At 53.6% G+C, this 15,296-nt stretch carries 16 protein-coding genes; 8 read left to right on the top strand and 8 right to left on the bottom strand.

What is annotated here, in order from left to right; genetic code table 11:
• Nucleotides 1-13 precede the first annotated feature (13 nt).
• The 3 genes from RUDLU_RS0114875 to RUDLU_RS0114885 are packed head-to-tail and all read left to right on the top strand — an operon-like array spanning nt 14 to nt 2,277.
• Entirely contained in the window at nt 14-868 is an 855-nt protein-coding gene (locus RUDLU_RS0114875) for a UDP-2,3-diacylglucosamine diphosphatase (protein ID WP_019989192.1), read from the top strand.
• 4 nt (nt 869-872) lie between these two features.
• Nucleotides 873-2,057 (top strand): glycosyltransferase family protein, encoded by a 1,185-nt coding sequence (locus RUDLU_RS0114880; RefSeq protein WP_019989193.1) that lies wholly within the window; start codon nt 873-875, stop codon nt 2,055-2,057.
• Nucleotides 2,020-2,277, top strand: a complete 258-nt coding sequence (locus RUDLU_RS0114885; protein WP_019989194.1) for a hypothetical protein — start codon at nt 2,020-2,022, stop codon at nt 2,275-2,277. Before RUDLU_RS0114880 ends, RUDLU_RS0114885 begins: the two co-directional genes overlap by 38 nt.
• A gap of 105 nt (nt 2,278-2,382) precedes the next feature.
• Here the strand turns inward: RUDLU_RS0114885 and serS are convergent, their stop codons facing one another.
• From serS to pdhA, 5 genes are all read right to left on the bottom strand, one after another.
• Nucleotides 2,383-3,690, bottom strand: coding sequence for a serine--tRNA ligase (gene serS, locus RUDLU_RS0114890; RefSeq protein ID WP_019989195.1), 1,308 nt, complete (start codon nt 3,688-3,690; stop codon nt 2,383-2,385).
• A gap of 26 nt (nt 3,691-3,716) precedes the next feature.
• Nucleotides 3,717-5,051 (bottom strand): aspartate kinase, encoded by a 1,335-nt coding sequence (locus RUDLU_RS0114895; RefSeq protein ID WP_019989196.1) that lies wholly within the window; start codon nt 5,049-5,051, stop codon nt 3,717-3,719.
• A 93-nt stretch (nt 5,052-5,144) separates the two neighbouring features.
• Nucleotides 5,145-5,639, bottom strand: a complete 495-nt coding sequence (ribH, locus tag RUDLU_RS0114900; RefSeq protein ID WP_019989197.1) for a 6,7-dimethyl-8-ribityllumazine synthase — start codon at nt 5,637-5,639, stop codon at nt 5,145-5,147.
• A gap of 152 nt (nt 5,640-5,791) precedes the next feature.
• Nucleotides 5,792-6,487 (bottom strand): tetratricopeptide repeat protein, encoded by a 696-nt coding sequence (locus tag RUDLU_RS0114905; RefSeq protein ID WP_019989198.1) that lies wholly within the window; start codon nt 6,485-6,487, stop codon nt 5,792-5,794.
• Between the two features lie 186 nt (nt 6,488-6,673).
• The gene (gene pdhA / locus RUDLU_RS0114910; RefSeq protein ID WP_019989199.1) at nt 6,674-7,699 is read right to left on the bottom strand and encodes a pyruvate dehydrogenase (acetyl-transferring) E1 component subunit alpha; all 1,026 of its coding nucleotides are present in this window, start codon (nt 7,697-7,699) and stop codon (nt 6,674-6,676) included.
• 284 nt (nt 7,700-7,983) lie between these two features.
• Here pdhA and recF point away from each other — a divergent pair, with 284 nt between their 5' ends.
• From recF to RUDLU_RS30615, 3 genes are read left to right on the top strand one after another with little or no spacing between them, the layout of a single operon-like run.
• On the top strand, nt 7,984-9,159 hold the full coding sequence (gene recF / locus RUDLU_RS0114915) for a DNA replication/repair protein RecF (protein ID WP_019989200.1): 1,176 nt from the start codon (nt 7,984-7,986) through the stop codon (nt 9,157-9,159).
• Nucleotides 9,160-9,207: 48 nt separating this feature from the next.
• Nucleotides 9,208-9,390, top strand: coding sequence for a hypothetical protein (locus tag RUDLU_RS0114920; protein WP_027303082.1), 183 nt, complete (start codon nt 9,208-9,210; stop codon nt 9,388-9,390).
• Nucleotides 9,378-9,680, top strand: coding sequence for a type II toxin-antitoxin system RelE/ParE family toxin (locus RUDLU_RS30615; RefSeq protein ID WP_019989202.1), 303 nt, complete (start codon nt 9,378-9,380; stop codon nt 9,678-9,680). The genes RUDLU_RS0114920 and RUDLU_RS30615 overlap by 13 nt, the downstream gene beginning before the upstream one ends.
• Here RUDLU_RS30615 and RUDLU_RS0114930 read toward each other — a convergent pair.
• Nucleotides 9,677-10,816 carry a cystathionine gamma-synthase gene (locus RUDLU_RS0114930; protein ID WP_019989203.1) on the bottom strand — a complete coding sequence of 380 codons (1,140 nt, stop codon included), beginning with the start codon at nt 10,814-10,816 and terminating at the stop codon, nt 9,677-9,679. The genes RUDLU_RS30615 and RUDLU_RS0114930 overlap by 4 nt on opposite strands.
• 229 nt (nt 10,817-11,045) lie before the next feature.
• On the opposite strand from RUDLU_RS0114930, the gene RUDLU_RS0114935 reads away from it, so the two are divergent.
• On the top strand, nt 11,046-11,612 hold the full coding sequence (locus RUDLU_RS0114935; protein ID WP_019989204.1) for a DUF308 domain-containing protein: 567 nt from the start codon (nt 11,046-11,048) through the stop codon (nt 11,610-11,612).
• A 50-nt stretch (nt 11,613-11,662) separates the two neighbouring features.
• Here RUDLU_RS0114935 and RUDLU_RS0114940 read toward each other — a convergent pair whose 3' ends face one another.
• The gene (locus tag RUDLU_RS0114940) at nt 11,663-13,123 is read right to left on the bottom strand and encodes a hypothetical protein (protein ID WP_019989205.1); all 1,461 of its coding nucleotides are present in this window, start codon (nt 13,121-13,123) and stop codon (nt 11,663-11,665) included.
• Between the two features lie 47 nt (nt 13,124-13,170).
• On the opposite strand from RUDLU_RS0114940, the gene RUDLU_RS0114945 reads away from it, so the two are divergent.
• Nucleotides 13,171-13,581 (top strand): gamma-glutamylcyclotransferase family protein, encoded by a 411-nt coding sequence (locus RUDLU_RS0114945; protein WP_019989206.1) that lies wholly within the window; start codon nt 13,171-13,173, stop codon nt 13,579-13,581.
• A 127-nt stretch (nt 13,582-13,708) separates the two neighbouring features.
• On the opposite strand, the gene RUDLU_RS0114950 is transcribed toward RUDLU_RS0114945, so the two are convergent.
• Nucleotides 13,709-15,163, bottom strand: coding sequence for a S41 family peptidase (locus tag RUDLU_RS0114950; RefSeq protein ID WP_027303084.1), 1,455 nt, complete (start codon nt 15,161-15,163; stop codon nt 13,709-13,711).
• Between the last annotated feature and the right edge of the window lie 133 nt (nt 15,164-15,296).

A 15,296-nucleotide genomic window follows, 5' to 3' on the forward strand; every position in this document is an offset into this window, starting at 1 on the left:
GATAGTTTCGTGCATGAAAACGAAGCGGCACTTCCGTACAATTGTCTTGTCCGACATTCATTTGGGTACGGCTGGCTCCAAAGCCCGCGAAGCAACCGAGTTTCTGAAAAACTACTCCTGCCAGAAATTAATTCTCAACGGCGACATTATCGACGGCTGGCAGCTTAAGCAGTACGGGGCCTGGAAAAAGAAACACACCGCTTTTTTCCGGACGGTGATGAAACTCATTATCCGGCACGACACAAAGGTAGTTTATCTGCGGGGTAACCACGACGATTTTCTGGACCAGATTATGCCTCTGAAAGTAGGCAAAAACTTCTCGATCCGGCGCGATTACGTGCTGCAGTCGGGTACCCGCAAACTCTACGTGACCCACGGCGATGTGTTTGATTCGATCACATCGCAGATGAAGTGGCTGGCGTATCTCGGCGACCTGGGTTATACCTTTCTGCTCTGGTGCAACAAACTGTACAACCAGTACCGGGCCTGGCGCGGACTGCCTTACTACTCGCTTTCGCAGCAGGTGAAGCGGCACATCAAGCAGGCGGTAAGCTACATTTCTGATTTTGAAGTCAAACTGACCGAGCTGGCCCGCGCCCGCGGTTGCGACGGCATTATCTGCGGGCATATTCACCATCCGGCTATTCGCGATTACGACGGTATCCTGTACATGAACTCCGGCGATTGGGTGGAGTCGCTGAGTGCGCTGGTTGAAGACTATGATGGGCACTGGAGTTTACTCTACTACACCGCCGACCTGGAAGCTGATGATGACGATGAGCGGATCATTACGAAAAAGCCGCTGACTGCTCCGGTCCCGGTAGCCGCCGGGCAGGCACCCGATTCGCTAATCCAACCAAACAGCTAAGAGCATGCGTCTGCTATTTTTGGTACAGGGCGAGGGGCGTGGGCATTTGACGCAGGCAATTGCCCTGTCGCAGATTGTGCAGGAGGCCGGGCACACGGTCGTAGCGGCCCTGGTGGGTGTGGCCGAGGGGCGGCCGGTTCCGCCATTTTTTACCGAATCATTTGGAGCCTCTATCGAAGCCGTAACCAGCCCGGCGTTGGTGTACAGCTCCCGGACCAATGAACTGCTTATGCTCAAAACGATGCTTGCCACCGTGGGTCAACTGCGGTCGTTACGGCAAAGCACCCGGCAGATCCATGACGCTATTGTCCGCTATAAGCCCGATTTGGTGGTTAATTTTTACGAGCCTCTGGGCGGGCTCACGTATGCCCGCTATCGGCCCAGGGTACCCATGGTGTGTGTGGCGCATCAGTATCTGGCGTTTCATCCGCAGTTTGTGTTTCCGGCGGGTAAATGGCCATCCCGGCTGGCGTTTCTGTTCAATTCGTGGCTAACGTCGATCGGTGCGGTGACCCGGCTGGCGCTTTCGTTCGATGCACTGCCTCATGTACCGGCCCGGCGGTTGCGTGTGGTGCCGCCCTTGCTGCGCCGGGAGGTGACGCAGCAGGAGCCGGGCCTGAACAATTATTGGCTGGCTTACCTGACCCAGCCGGGGCTGGCTACGCGGTTGTACGAAGCGCACCGGCAACACCCCGAAGTGCCGCTACGGTTTTTCAACCCGGCCACTACCGAGCCCGACCAGATCATCGACGAGACGATGACGTGCCACCGGATCGACGGCCCCCGGTTTATCGATGCTATGCGGCAGTGCCGGGCGGTGGTTACAACGGCGGGGTTTGAGTCGGTTTGCGAAGCGTTTTATCTGAACAAACCCGTGCTGATGATGCCTCAGCCGAACCACTACGAGCAGCATTGCAATGCCCTCGACGGGCAGCGGGCCGGGGCCGGGGTCGCGGCTAACTCGCTCGATTTTTCGGCACTTATCCGGTACCTGCCGCATCATGATTTTGGCCGTAACCAGACATTCCGCCAATGGCACGGTCAATGTGGTCCGTTGTTTCTGGATGCACTGGCTCAAGTGGGCCGGTCAGAACCAAAACGAATACAATGGCCTGTTTTTTTGTTATCCAGAAAAAAGACAGAAAGCAACCATGAACACCACGCAACCCTCCACCGACAGCCAGTTTGAAGCGTTTCGGGCGGGTATTGTACCCGGCAAATTCGTTCGGATCGAGTACATGACCGACCTGAGCGAGTTTATCAAAACTGATGCGCTGGTTAAAAAAGTAAATCCCGATACGGTTGAGTTGGGTACAGGCGAAACGGTACCTATCGACCGGATCGTGCGGATTGCGGGGGCGATTTCGCCCAAATTTCCGGGGTATGAAAGTTACTCCTGCGACTGTTGATGGGGTAACCTTCTGGGGACAAAGCCCCAACCGTGATAACGCAAGAGGTCGGGTGATTAGCTCAAAATGCTACTTACCCGACCTCTTTATGTGAAGAAGCAACTGTTATTCCAGAACCTCGAAACCGCAGTAAGGCACCAGAACTTTCGGAATGCGAATGGCCAGCTTACCCTCATCGGTGATAAACTGATTGTTTTCCAGAATAGCCGCCAGAATACGCGGGAGCGCCAGTGCCGAGCCGTTGAGCGTGTGTAGCAACTGGGTTTTACCGGCCCGGTCTTCTTTGTAACGAAGCTTCAGGCGGTTGGCCTGAAACGTTTCGAAGTTGGAAACCGAACTCACTTCCAGCCAGCGTCCCTGTCCCGCCGACCATACTTCCATGTCGTACGTCAAGGCCGAGGCAAAGCCCATATCGCCCCCGCAGAGCCGCAGCACCCGGTACGGCAGTTCGAGCGCCTGCAACAAACCCTGTACATACTGACTCATTTCTTCGAGAGCCGCGTAGGAATTTTCGGGCTTCTCGACCCGCACAATCTCTACCTTATCGAATTGATGGAGCCGGTTGAGGCCGCGCACGTGTGCCCCCCACGACCCCGCTTCGCGCCGGAAACAGGGGGTGTAGCCTGCATTTTTGATCGGTAGGTCGGTTTCGGCCACAATCACGTCGCGGTACAGGTTCGTGATGGGCACCTCAGCCGTCGGAATCAGGTACAGCTTATCTTCGGTGGCGAAGTACATCTGTCCTTCTTTGTCGGGAAGCTGTCCCGTCCCAAAACCCGATGCTTCGTTGATCACGATTGGGGGCTGAATCTCCAGATAACCGGCTTCTGAGGCCTGCTGGAGAAAGAAATTGATCAGCGCGCGCTGAATCCGGGCGCCTTTGCCCCGGTACACCGGAAAACCGGCCCCCGTGATTTTGTTGCCCAGTTCGAAGTCAATTATGGCCGAACCGTTGGGGCCAAACTGCCCAATCAGTTCCCAGTGTGGCTTGGCACCTTCGGGCAACTGGGGCTTGTCGCCGTGTTCGAGCACCACCTCGTTGTCATCGGCAGTACGACCCTCCGGCACGCTGCTGTGGGGCAGGTTGGGCAGGGTGACCAGCAGCGTGTACACCTGCTCTTCGAGTGAGGTGAGCGTATCGCCCAGCTCCTTAGCCCGTACTTTCAGGTTGGCCGTTTCGGCTTTGGCGGCTTCGGCTTCTTCTTTCTTGCCTGCCTTCATGAGTCCGCCAATCTCCTTCGCCATGGCGTTGGAGCGGGCCAGCGTGTCGTCGAGTTCTTTTTGGGTATCCCGGCGTTGGCTATCAAGGCTCAGCAACTGCTCTACTGTTGCCTCGGCATTGGCAACGTGCTTTTTGCGCAATGCAGCCAGGGTAACCTCTTTGTTTTCGCGGATAAATGGTATTTGTAACATTCTCCTGACTTCCGATAAGTGAAAAACTACACGCTGAACAATCCGGCGTTCAGCGCATTGAGCGCTTCGGCTTTGTGCTTGCCGTGCAGCAAGAGTGAGATATTGTGCTCGGTACCGCCATACGAAATCATGCGAATCGGGATGCCTTCCATAGCTTTCAGCACCTGGAGTGCGATACCTGAGTTGTCGGCCGAGAAATTGCCCACGATACAGATGATAGTTTGATCGTAGTCGGGCTCTTCGAGCTCGCAGAATTGGCTCAATTCAGCCTGAATCGCAGCAAGATTCTCCGTGTTATCGATCGTTACCGACACCGATACTTCCGAGGTCGTGATCATATCGACCGGGGTCTTGTACTTCTCGAAAATGTCGAAAATCCGACGCAGGAAACCATATGCGTTGAGCATACGGGTCGAGTGGATGTACAGCGCCGTGATATTGTCTTTGGCGGCAATTGCCTTGAATACCGCGCCCGAATCGCCGGAGGTTTTGTCGGCAATAAGGGTGCCGGGTGCCTCGGGGTCCATCGTGTTTTTCAGCCGAACAGGTACGCCCCGCATTTTGGCAGGTGTAATGGTCGACGGGTGCAGAATCTTGGCCCCGAAGTAAGCCAGCTCAGCGGCTTCGTCGAAGGTCAGCTCCCGAATCGGGAACGTATTTTTCACGATCCGGGGATCGTTGTTGTGCATACCGTCGATATCGGTCCAGATCTGAATCTCGTCGGCACGTACGGCACCGCCAATGAGCGATGCGGTGTAGTCTGAGCCACCCCGCTTCAGGTTGTCGACCTCTCCGCGTGGGTTACGGCAGATAAAGCCCTGCGTAACAATCAATTGCTTGTCCTGATGCGACTTTAGAATATCGCGCAGCTTCTGCTCGATAACGTCCAGTTCGGGTTCGCCGTCGGCGTCGATGCGCATAAACTCCAGGGCGGGCAGGAGTACGGCGCTTTCACCCTGCTCGTCGAGGTAAGCCGCAAACATCTGGGTGCTGAGCAATTCGCCCTCGGCAACAAGCTCCTTCTCCTGCTTGAGCGTAAACGGCCGGATCCGGATGAGCGACCGAATCATGGAAAATTCGTTCTCAATAATCTGCTGCCCTTTGGCCAGGCCCTCGCTCGTTTTGTACAATTCCCGTACAAACGAATCGTAATGGGCTTTCAGGTGTTCGGCCTTTTCGATGGCTTCTTCTTCCTGATTGCTCTTGAGCGACTCAGCGATAGACAGCAGGGCGTTGGTCGTACCCGACAAGGCCGACAGCACAATGATTTTACGGTTGGGGTCGCCAGTGACCAGATTCCGAATTGAGTGCATCCGCTCGGGCTTACCGACCGAGGTTCCGCCAAATTTCCAGACGTGCATGAATAAAGAGTGAAAGAGTGAAAGAGTAAATGAGCGAAAAAGCGGAAGAGTGAACGATTGATTTCAGGCTCAACCCTTCACCCGTTCGCTCGTTCACTCATTCACTCTTTGAAAAAGTCCAATCATTTTGATTGCTGTAATGGCTGCTTCGTCGCCTTTGTTGCCGTGAATGCCGCCCGCCCGGTCGAGGGCTTGCTGCTGGGTGTTGGGGGTCAGTACACCGAAAATAACCGGCTTGTTTGTTTTCAGAGATACGTTGGTGAGCCCCTGCGCTACGGCATGGTTGATGTAATCATTGTGCTTGGTTTCGCCCTGAATTACGCAGCCGATGGCAATTACAGCATCGATGTCGGCGCGTTGAGCGAGCCAATTAGCGGCTGTGGTCAGCTCGTAGCTGCCCGGCACGTTGGCCCGGATGATATGGTCGGGCTGGGCGCCGTGGTTGAGCAGGGTTTGGTACGCTCCCTCAAACAGGGCTTCGGTAACTTCCTCGTTCCACTCGGCTACCACGAGGGCAAACCGGCGCGTGCTGATGTCGGGAAGGTTATCGATTGAGAAAACACTCAGGTTTTTATTGGCAGAAGACATTGTTCAGGTAGTCCGACGTCAGGAGAAATCTTGTAGTTGCCCGTTAGGAGAGTTAGATGCCTCCTGACGTCGGAATGACAAAAACAAGAAAAGGACGAACCCGCTTACCGGCTTCGTCCTTTTGTAGTGTGTTTTACATGCTTCACCTACGCTTACGACTCACCGGCCATCGCTTCGAGCATGGATTTATATTTCTTCGCGTTGATGGCATCAACCGATTCTGGGTACTTCTCGATGATCGAGTCATACGTCTCAATCGCCTTATCGTTTTGCTTAGCCTGCTCGTAAGCAACGGCCAGCTTGGTCAAATAAGCCGGTGAGAAAAATTTGTTAGGCTTGTAGTCGGCTGCTTTCTGGTAGTAGTCGGCCGCTTCGTCGAAGCTCTTCTTCTCCATGTACGCGTCGCCGATGAGCGCATAGGCACGCGCCTGCACCAGCAGGTCCGACGAGCTAAAGCTCTTCAGGTGCTCGATGGCTTCGTCGTTCTTGCCCTGCTTCAACAGAGCCAGACCCGCGTAAAACTCGGCCAGGTTACCGGCATTGGTCGAACCGTAGTTGTCGGCAACCGAAAGCAAACCGGGATTAGCACCTGTGCCATTGAGAGCCTGCTTGAGTGAGTCGGCCTCCAGCTTGTAAACGGCGGGGAACAGCTCGTTCTGTGCCGTTTCGTCCTGCGTACTCTGGTAGTATTGATACCCGAAGTAGCCAGCGATCAGCAGTACGATGCCGCCCACGACACCAAAAAGGATGTTACGGTTCTTTTCAAAGAAATCTTCGGCTCTCTCCAACTGACCCGCCAGTGCGTCCGGGTCTTCCAGAAACTCCAATGCCGTGTTCTTCTTGCTCATATTTTTGCAATTTGAATCGCAAAATTAGGAAGATTTGACAATGTGAAAAAGCATAGCGTCAAATCTTTAGCAGAAAATGTAACGCATCGAAACAAACAAAGGGTAATGCCATCGAAAGATGAGGCCTGTCAGAGCCTGTTTCTTTAGGTGGCACTACCCCTTGCACAGGTACGCTACAGGGGCTGATTACTCCATCAGATAGGGGTAATCTTTCTGCATGTACACGTCTTTGAACGCTTCTTCGGCCGGTGGATAGGGCGACTCTTCGGCAAACTTCACCGACTCATCCACCTGCGCTTTTATCTTCTTGTCGATAGCCTCAAGGTCGGCTTCGGTAGCCAGGCCCAGCTCCAGAATCCGGGCTTTCACCTGCTCAATCGGGTCGCGTTGCTTGTACTGCTCTACTTCTTCTTTGGTCCGGTACTTTTGCGGGTCCGACATCGAGTGGCCGCGGTACCGGTACGTACGGAACTCCAGGAACGTAGGGCCTTCGCCAGCGCGGGCGCGGTCTGCGGCCCGGCTTACAGCTTCATGAACGGCCTCCACGTCCATCGCATCAACGGGCTCCGACGGCATGTCGTAGGCCTCGCCGAGGGTGTACAGTTCGGTAACGTTTGAGGTCCGGGCTACTGAGGTTCCCATGGCGTAGCCGTTGTTTTCGACCACAAAAATTACGGGTAGTTTCCAGGTCATGGCCATGTTGAAGGCCTCGTGAAGGGCCCCCTGCCGGGTAGCTCCGTCGCCGAAGAAGCAGATGCAGAGGTTCTGCGTCTTGTTGTACTTCTCGGCAAAGGCGATACCCGCTCCGAGCGGAATCTGCGCGCCTACAATGCCGTGGCCACCCATAAAGTTGACCGACTTGTCGAAGATGTGCATAGAGCCGCCCTTCCCCTTCGAGGAGCCGGTTTGCTTGGCAAACAGCTCGGCCATGACGGCCTTGGGATCGGAGCCAAGAGCGAGTGGAATACCGTGGTCACGGTAAGCCGTGATCCACTTGTCGTCTTTAGTAAGGGCGGAGTAAGCCCCCGACGAACACGCTTCCTGTCCGATATATAGGTGGCAAAAGCCCCGGATTTTTTGCTGGCCGTAGAGTTGGCCGGCCTTCTCCTCAAATTTCCGCTGCAACTGCATCGACTCGTACCAATACATGTAGCGCTCCTTCGGATGCTGCGTTTTGGCGGGAGCCTGCTTCTTTTCTTTGACGCTTGCCATAGTGGTTATTTCGTAGGTCAGTCGGGCCAGATTTGAGCCGTACTGCTTTAAAGAATTGATACCAGAAACACAGTATGTGACACAGTCAATTCGGAACAGTGCTTCCGGTAACTTTGTTTCCTTAGAGCAGGGAACGGTAGCCGGACAGTGGCGCGAAATTACGCATAAAACGATTTAGTCGTTCGTCATTCAGAATTGTCATTGGCACAAGGCCTCTATTTGTTCTAAAATTGTCCTGTTGTTGGCGCCTTTCCGCTTTACTTACGTTCGTATCAGCCCATTTGATGTATTTAGAAAAACTCAGTCTGACCCAATTTAAAAGCTACGAAGATGTTCGGTTCCAGTTTGGGCAGCAGGTTAATGTGATTGTGGGGCCAAATGGCAGTGGTAAAACCAACCTGCTCGACGCGGTCTACTTCCTGTCGCTCACCAAGAGTGCGTTCCACAGTCAGGACATTCTCAACATCAATCACGAGGCTGATTTTTTTATCATCGACGGGATGTTCGTTTTGGGTGAGTCCACAGTTTCTCATCCTGAGCTCCAATCGGCCCGGCACACGCAGATTACGATCAGCCTGCAAAAAGGCCAACGCAAAGTGGTCATGGCCGACAAAAAAGTGTACGAACGCGTCAGCGAGCACATTGGCCGGTTTCCGGTGGTGCTCATGGCCCCCAATGATACCGATCTGGTGCGGGAGCACTCGGAAGACCGGCGCCACTTTTTCGACGGGGTACTGTCGCAGCTCGATGCCGATTATCTGCGCGACTATCTGGCCTACCAACAGGTGCTTAAGCAGCGAAACAGCCTGCTGAAAATTCTGGCCGAGCGCAATCAGGTAGATAATGATCTGCTGGATACCTACGACGAGCCCCTGCTCCAGTTAGCGGGCCGTATTCACGACCGGCGCCGACGGTTTGTGGACGAATTTCTGCCGTCGTTTTGCCAGCATTACGCTTTTCTGAGCGACGACCGCGAAACCGTCGGCATCGTGTATGAGTCGGAGGTGGGCAAACCCGATTTTGTGGATGAGTTCCGGTCCAGCCGTCGGCGCGACATGGTCTTGCAACGCACGACGATGGGCATCCACAAAGACGATTACCTGTTCACGATTGGGAGCGGAGAGGCCGAGGCCGAATCGGGAGCCGTACCCCGGTCAGCCGTACCTCGGATGGCCGTACCCCTCAAAAAGTTTGGGTCGCAGGGACAGCAGAAGACCTTTGTGATTGCGCTGAAAATGGCGCAGTTCGATCAGTTACTGGCTGAGAAAGGCGTAAAGCCGATTTTACTGCTCGATGATATTTTTGACAAGCTCGACGACCGGCGCATTGGCAAGCTAATTGACCTGATGGAGCACGATACGTTTGGGCAGTTGTTTATCACCGATGCCCGGCCCGAACGAACCCGGCAGCTGCTCGAATCTGTCCGGGCCGATGTCCGGTTTTTTGACGTTGGGCGGTGATGCCACTTAAGGCCTAATCGGTTATCTTTACTTAAAATGATTCGGATTATGTTGACGAAAGACAAATTGTTAGATAGCATCAAGGACTTTCCGACCGAGTTCTCTATCGATGAGCTCGTTGAACGTTTGCTGTTTGTCCAAAAAATTGAAAATGGGATTATGCAGGGGGAGCGTGGCGAAACATATACAACAGAGGAGCTGAAAGGGAAGCTTGCAAAATGGTTGCAATAGAGTGGTCGAATCAGGTTTTTGAGAATATCGATAATATTGCTGAATATCTGGCTCAACACTCAAAGCCCCTAGTTAATGCTTTTGTAGAAAAGGTTTTTGAGAAGGTCGAGTTGCTCAGAAACTTCCCGGAAATGGGTCGAATGGTGCCCGAAATTGGCATTACGAAAGTGAGGGAGCTGCTATTCAAGCAATACCGAATAGTTTATCAGCTTGTTAGCCAAGATCGTATTCGAGTATTAACAGTTCAGCATAGCTCCAGCCCACTTTCGTTAGAATCGCTTTTTGCTTAACCGATAGCCCGTTCAAGATCGGCAATAAGATCATCGGCATCTTCAATGCCTACACTAAGCCGAATCAGGGTATCTTTCAGGCCATTGGCCTCCCGCTCGGCCTTCGGAATGCTCGCGTGGGTCATGCTGGCCGGGTGCGTACACAACGACTCAACACCCCCCAACGATTCACCCAGCGAAAACACCTCGAAACTCTCCATCACCCGAACAGCCTCGGGCAGCGAGTCGCCCACGAGTTCAAACGAGACCATCCCGCCAAAGCCCCGCATTTGCCGTTTGGCTAGTTCATGACCAGGGTGGTCGGGTAGGCCAGGGTAATACACCTGACTTACTTTGGGATGTTGCTGTAAATATTCGGCTACACGCTGGGCATTCTGGCAGTGCCGCTCCATGCGCACATGGAGCGTTTTGATGCCCCGCAACGCCAGAAAACAATCCTGAGGCCCCGGAACCGCCCCGCAGGCGTTCTGAATAAACCGGAGTTGGTTGGCCGTTTCGTCGTCGTTGGTGATAATGGCTCCCATCACGGTGTCGGAGTGCCCCCCAATGTATTTGGTGACGGAATGCACCACAATATCGGCCCCGAGGTCGAGTGGATTTTGCAGGTAGGGTGACGCAAACGTATTGTCGACTACCAGCCGGATGTTTCGGGTTTTGGTGATCTGGGCAATAGCCGCAATATCGACAATGCGGAGCAGGGGGTTGGTGGGTGTCTCGATCCAGACCATGCGGGTTTTGTCGGTCAGAGCTGCTTCGAGGTTCGCCGGATCGTCGAGCGATACAAACCGGAATGTCAACCCAAACTCGCTGAATACCCGAACCATGATCCGGTACGTACCGCCATAGAGGTCGCTACTGGCAATGATCTCGTCGCCGGGTTTGAAAAGCTTCAGAATGGCGTCGGTAGCGCCAAGACCCGAGGCAAAGCAGAGGCCGTGTTGCCCATTTTCGAGGGCAGCCAGGTTGGCCTGAAGAGCGTCGCGGGTGGGGTTTTGGGTACGGGCGTACTCATACCCTTTGTGCTTGCCGGGCGACTCCTGCACGTAGGTTGATGTCTGGTAAATGGGCGTCATGATGGCGCCCGTCGTGGGGTCGGGGTGCACGCCTGCGTGTATGGCTTTGGTTCCGAATTTCATATAGTTTGACAGTAGTTCGTTGATTAATAAGGGCCTTTTGTCGGGGTATTGTTTTAGGTTTTTTGTTTCTGGTTAGGTGCGCTCTCATCCTGATGGCTTACGTACACCCACCCAAAAACGAAGCGTCGCCGGGTTCGTTGCCTACCTAACTTAACCGTTGGCTACGCAAACAAAATAAGGTTATTTTCAGTAGAGGTTAGGTAGACTTTTTAGATAAAACTCAACGACTATGGAAACGACACGCTCAGCTCAACGTTGGTGGCTCTTATCAGCGCGGGGCGTTATTTATGTGCTGATTGGTGTATTCATGTTTGTGTTTTCGGCCAGCTACTCGGCGCAATCGGCCTCGATTATTGGGGTTTTGGCCGCTGTAGCAGGTATTCTGGGTTTCATTTTTGCCTTCACCAACGAACGCGCCGACCGCAATAACATCTGGGGAATCATGCACGGAGTGGCCGATATTGCCTTCGGTATTGCCATGTTTGTGTACTCCAACGGCACCATCAAAGGGTTTGTGGATGTGCTGGGCTTTTGGGCCATGATTTATGCCTTCCTGCAATCAGTACAGGCCATGTACGTATTCATGTCGGCACGGGGCGCTACCGTAACCAACTATCCGGCCAAATACATCCACTTTGCCAACGTACTGGTGTCGGGTGGGCTTGCCTTTACGATTCTGATGCGGCCGCGTGGATTCGAAGACTCGCTGGGCATGGTCGGCATCTTCCCGATTATTCTGGGCGCACTCATCGTAGCCCTGTCGTGGCAGCTCAAAGCGCAGGCCGAACGGTATTGAATTTTGGTTTTTAGTTTATTGTTTTTGGTTTAGGGTTTGAGTTGTGGCCCCTACGCCTGCACAGCCTGCTGGCGCACCTGCTCGCCGATGGGTACGTACTGTACCTCGCTTGGGTAACCAAACAGATGTTTTTCCTTAATGCGTTTGGCCACGCTCTCAGGCACAAATCCCTCCCAGCCTTCTTCGCCGTTCTGAATAAGCTCAAGCACCCGGTCGGTGGAGATATGCAGGTTCTCTTCGTTGTAGTCTGTGATGCTCTCGATCTTATCGTTTTGGGTCAGATACATAAAGAGCGGGGCCAGGTGTTCCGATACGTGGAAATCTTCGCAACCGTATATGCTGCCGTCGGGCCGGAGAGTGGGGTAAATAAAGAGCTTCACTTTCCGGCTGAACAGGTTGGCAAACGACTCCAGAATGCCACCCGGTAAGAACTCGTAGTGCGCTTCGTCGAAAATGTATTCGAGGTTCGGAATACCCATGATCAGGCCAATCTTGAGCCGGGTAAGCCGGGCCAGATAAGCCACCAATCGGTAGTACTCGTGGTAATTCGAAATCATTACCGTTTGCCCCAACGAACACAAAATATCGACCCGGTCTAGAAAGTCTTTCTCGTCGATACCCGCGTCGCTCGCTTTCAGGTTCTGTAGGGTCAGCTCCGAGAGCATCACTACTTTGCCGGGGTCTACGTCCTGTTCCTCCTTAAATTGCTTCAGGCCGTTTTCGATCATGTCGACGTGTACGTTGGTGACCGGGCGCAGTCGGCCGCGCATCACCAGAATATTCTTCTTGTACAACGCTTCGGAGGGTTGCAGCACCCGCCCGTCGGGGCCGAAGAGGGCCGCGTCGGTAAATCCGTTCCGAACCAGTCGCAAGCTCATGAGTCGGTTGTCGACGTCGGCAAAGTCGGGCCCGTCGAATCGTACCATATCAATCTGAATACGCTCGGGCGTCAAATCGTCCATGAGCGACTGCAACAGGGTTTCGGGCGATTTCTGGTAGTAAAAACAGCCGTAAATCAGGTTGGTGCCAATAATACCGAGGGCCTGCTGCTGCAACACGTTTTCGTTGTCGAGCATCCGCACGTGCACAATCACGTCGTTGTAAGCCGCCTGTGGATTCACCTGAAACCGGCAGCCGAGCCAGCCGTGACTCTCATTGGTCTTCTGGTAGTTGAGGGCAACTACGGTATTGGCAAACGCAAAGAAGGTCGTGTCGGAGCCGCGTTTATCGGCTAAACGCACGTTGAGCAGGTTGTATTCGCGGTTAAGCATCTTCAGCAACCGTGACTCGCACACATAGCGTCCGCTGGCTTCGGGGCCGTAAATAGCGTCGCTAAATGTCATATCGTACGCCGAGATGGTTTTGGCAATCGTACCCGACGCCCCCCCCGCTTTGAAAAATATGGCCGCTGTTTCCTGGCCTGCACCGATCTCCGCGAAAGAGCCGTAAATCTTACGGTCGAGGTTGATTCGTAACGCCTTTTGTTTGGTTCCTATATTTTTCTCGTACATACCGTCAGGTTGTTGATGCTTAAATTTACTACAAAACTAAAACCCTTATGCAAAACCCGTATCAGCCGCCCACTCCCGAGTACGTATTCGTGTACGGGACCCTGATGCAGGGTTTCGATAACCCGTACGCCCGGCGGTTGCACGAACAGAGCCAATGGGTGGGCCAAGGCCACCTGCCAGGTCGGCTGTTTCGGGTGTCGTGGTTTCCGGGCGCAGTTCCCGATCCGGCAGCCCAAACCCAAATCTGGGGTGAGGTGTACCAACTACATAACCCGACAGACACCCTTTCGTTTCTGGACGAGTACGAAGACGTGGCCCCCGACGGAATCGGTCTGTACATTCGGCGGCAACGGTCCGTTTGGGTGGGCGAGCAACGGTTAACCTGCTGGATGTATATATACAACGAATCCACGGCAAAACTGGTGCCGATCCCCTCGGGCGACTGGCGAAACTTGTAGCAACGGCTCCCTCAACACAGAAAAGGCAACTCCGTTCTCGGAGTTGCCTTTTCTGTGTTGAGTTTCTGGTTCATTGTTTTTGGTTTATTGTTGCCAGAAACCAAAAACGATAAACCAGAAACCTGCACTACTGGCTGGGTAGCTTGTCGATAAACATATTGCTGCCACCAGCTTTCCGGTCAATCGACGAGCCAATGCTGAATAGCGTTTTTGCGGGTGAGGCTATACGACCACCCGGGCTACTGCCGGTAATTCGGGCCACAGCCGCCCGTAGTAGGGGCTCATTGTTAATGTCGCCCAACTGAGCCAGAACCAGAGGCTCGAACACCACCTGATCGGGTGCAAAGCCAGCCGTATAGTCCGACTGCCCCAGTTTGTTGTACGACTTTGCAATGATCGGCTGCATACCCCAGTTGATTCGGCGTGGCTTACGCTTGTCTTCAATCGTGATCGACGCTACGTTTTTGCCTGATGTGGTATCGCCAATCACCTGAACCGTCATAAACGGTTTGAGGCCGTTGATAATCAGTTCGCTGGCCGATGCCGTGCGGCTCGTAGTGAGCACAAACACGCGGTTTAGGTTAGCCCCGATGTTCTGCGGTTTGTTCAGGAAGCGTACCTGCGTGCTCCCGAAAGCGCGCGTCAGCTCGGCATTGTACTCCTGCCGGTAAAACACCTCGTTGGTATTGATGCCTTTGCCAATCAACGACGCCAGGTTGCGGGCCGAAGAGGTATAACCGCCCGGATTGTAGCGCAAGTCGAGCACCAGCTCGTTGACGCCCTGCGCTTTGAATTTGGCAAATACATTGTCGACTTTGGTGTCGTACGAGGCATCGGAGGGGCCGTTGGGGCCGGTAATGAACTGGTTGTACACGAAGTAGCCGATCTTGCGGCTGCCAATGGTGTACACGCTGTCTTTGTATACGGGGTCGGTTACAAGCTGCACCTGGTCAATCGTGCGGGTTTGCGGATTGGTGGTGGTATTGTTGCTGGCAATAGTCGCAAACGTAAATGCCTGACTCGTAGCATCGTTAAACAGCAACGCCTGATAGTTGCTTATCGTCAGTGTCTGCCCATTAACGCCCGTAAAAATATCGCCCCGCTTTACACCCGCCCGGACGGCGGGCGAGTTTGGTTGTACATAGAGCACCTGTCCAATCACATTGTTGGTGCCTGACGGCCACCGGTAGAGCTGAAACTCCATACCGGTTGCTCTTACAATACCCTGTAATGAGTTCTTCAACTCATCAACACTTTGCTGAATCCAGGAGAATCGGTCGCCATCGGGTCGGAGCGTACGATCCCAGCGATACACAATCGACTCAAAAAATCTCGCCGGGTCCTGATTTAAATTCGGAGTGGCCGGAATCCGGTTGTTCCAATAATAATAGATCCGCATCGAATCGAGCACCCAGTTATTTACCTCCCGGTCGGTCAAAGCGCCCGTGGTACTGGTTGGAGTGGTCGTGGTGGTAGTAGGCGACTTAAGCTCGACCTGTGGTTCTTTACAGGCGCTCAGAAGAGCCGCCCCGAGGGCTACCGACAACAGAGCCGGACGCCAGCGCATTGGTTTACATGTCATACGAGAGAAGTACGTTGATAAAGCTCGTGAGATTCACGGTTGATGTGCCTGCATAAAAAACGATTACAACCACCGCATGGTGCATACAGTGATCATGAATTTAATTAAAAAAGGCTTAATTGTCACGCATTTA

Source organism: Rudanella lutea DSM 19387 (assembly GCF_000383955.1).
Classification (GTDB): domain Bacteria; phylum Bacteroidota; class Bacteroidia; order Cytophagales; family Spirosomataceae; genus Rudanella; species Rudanella lutea.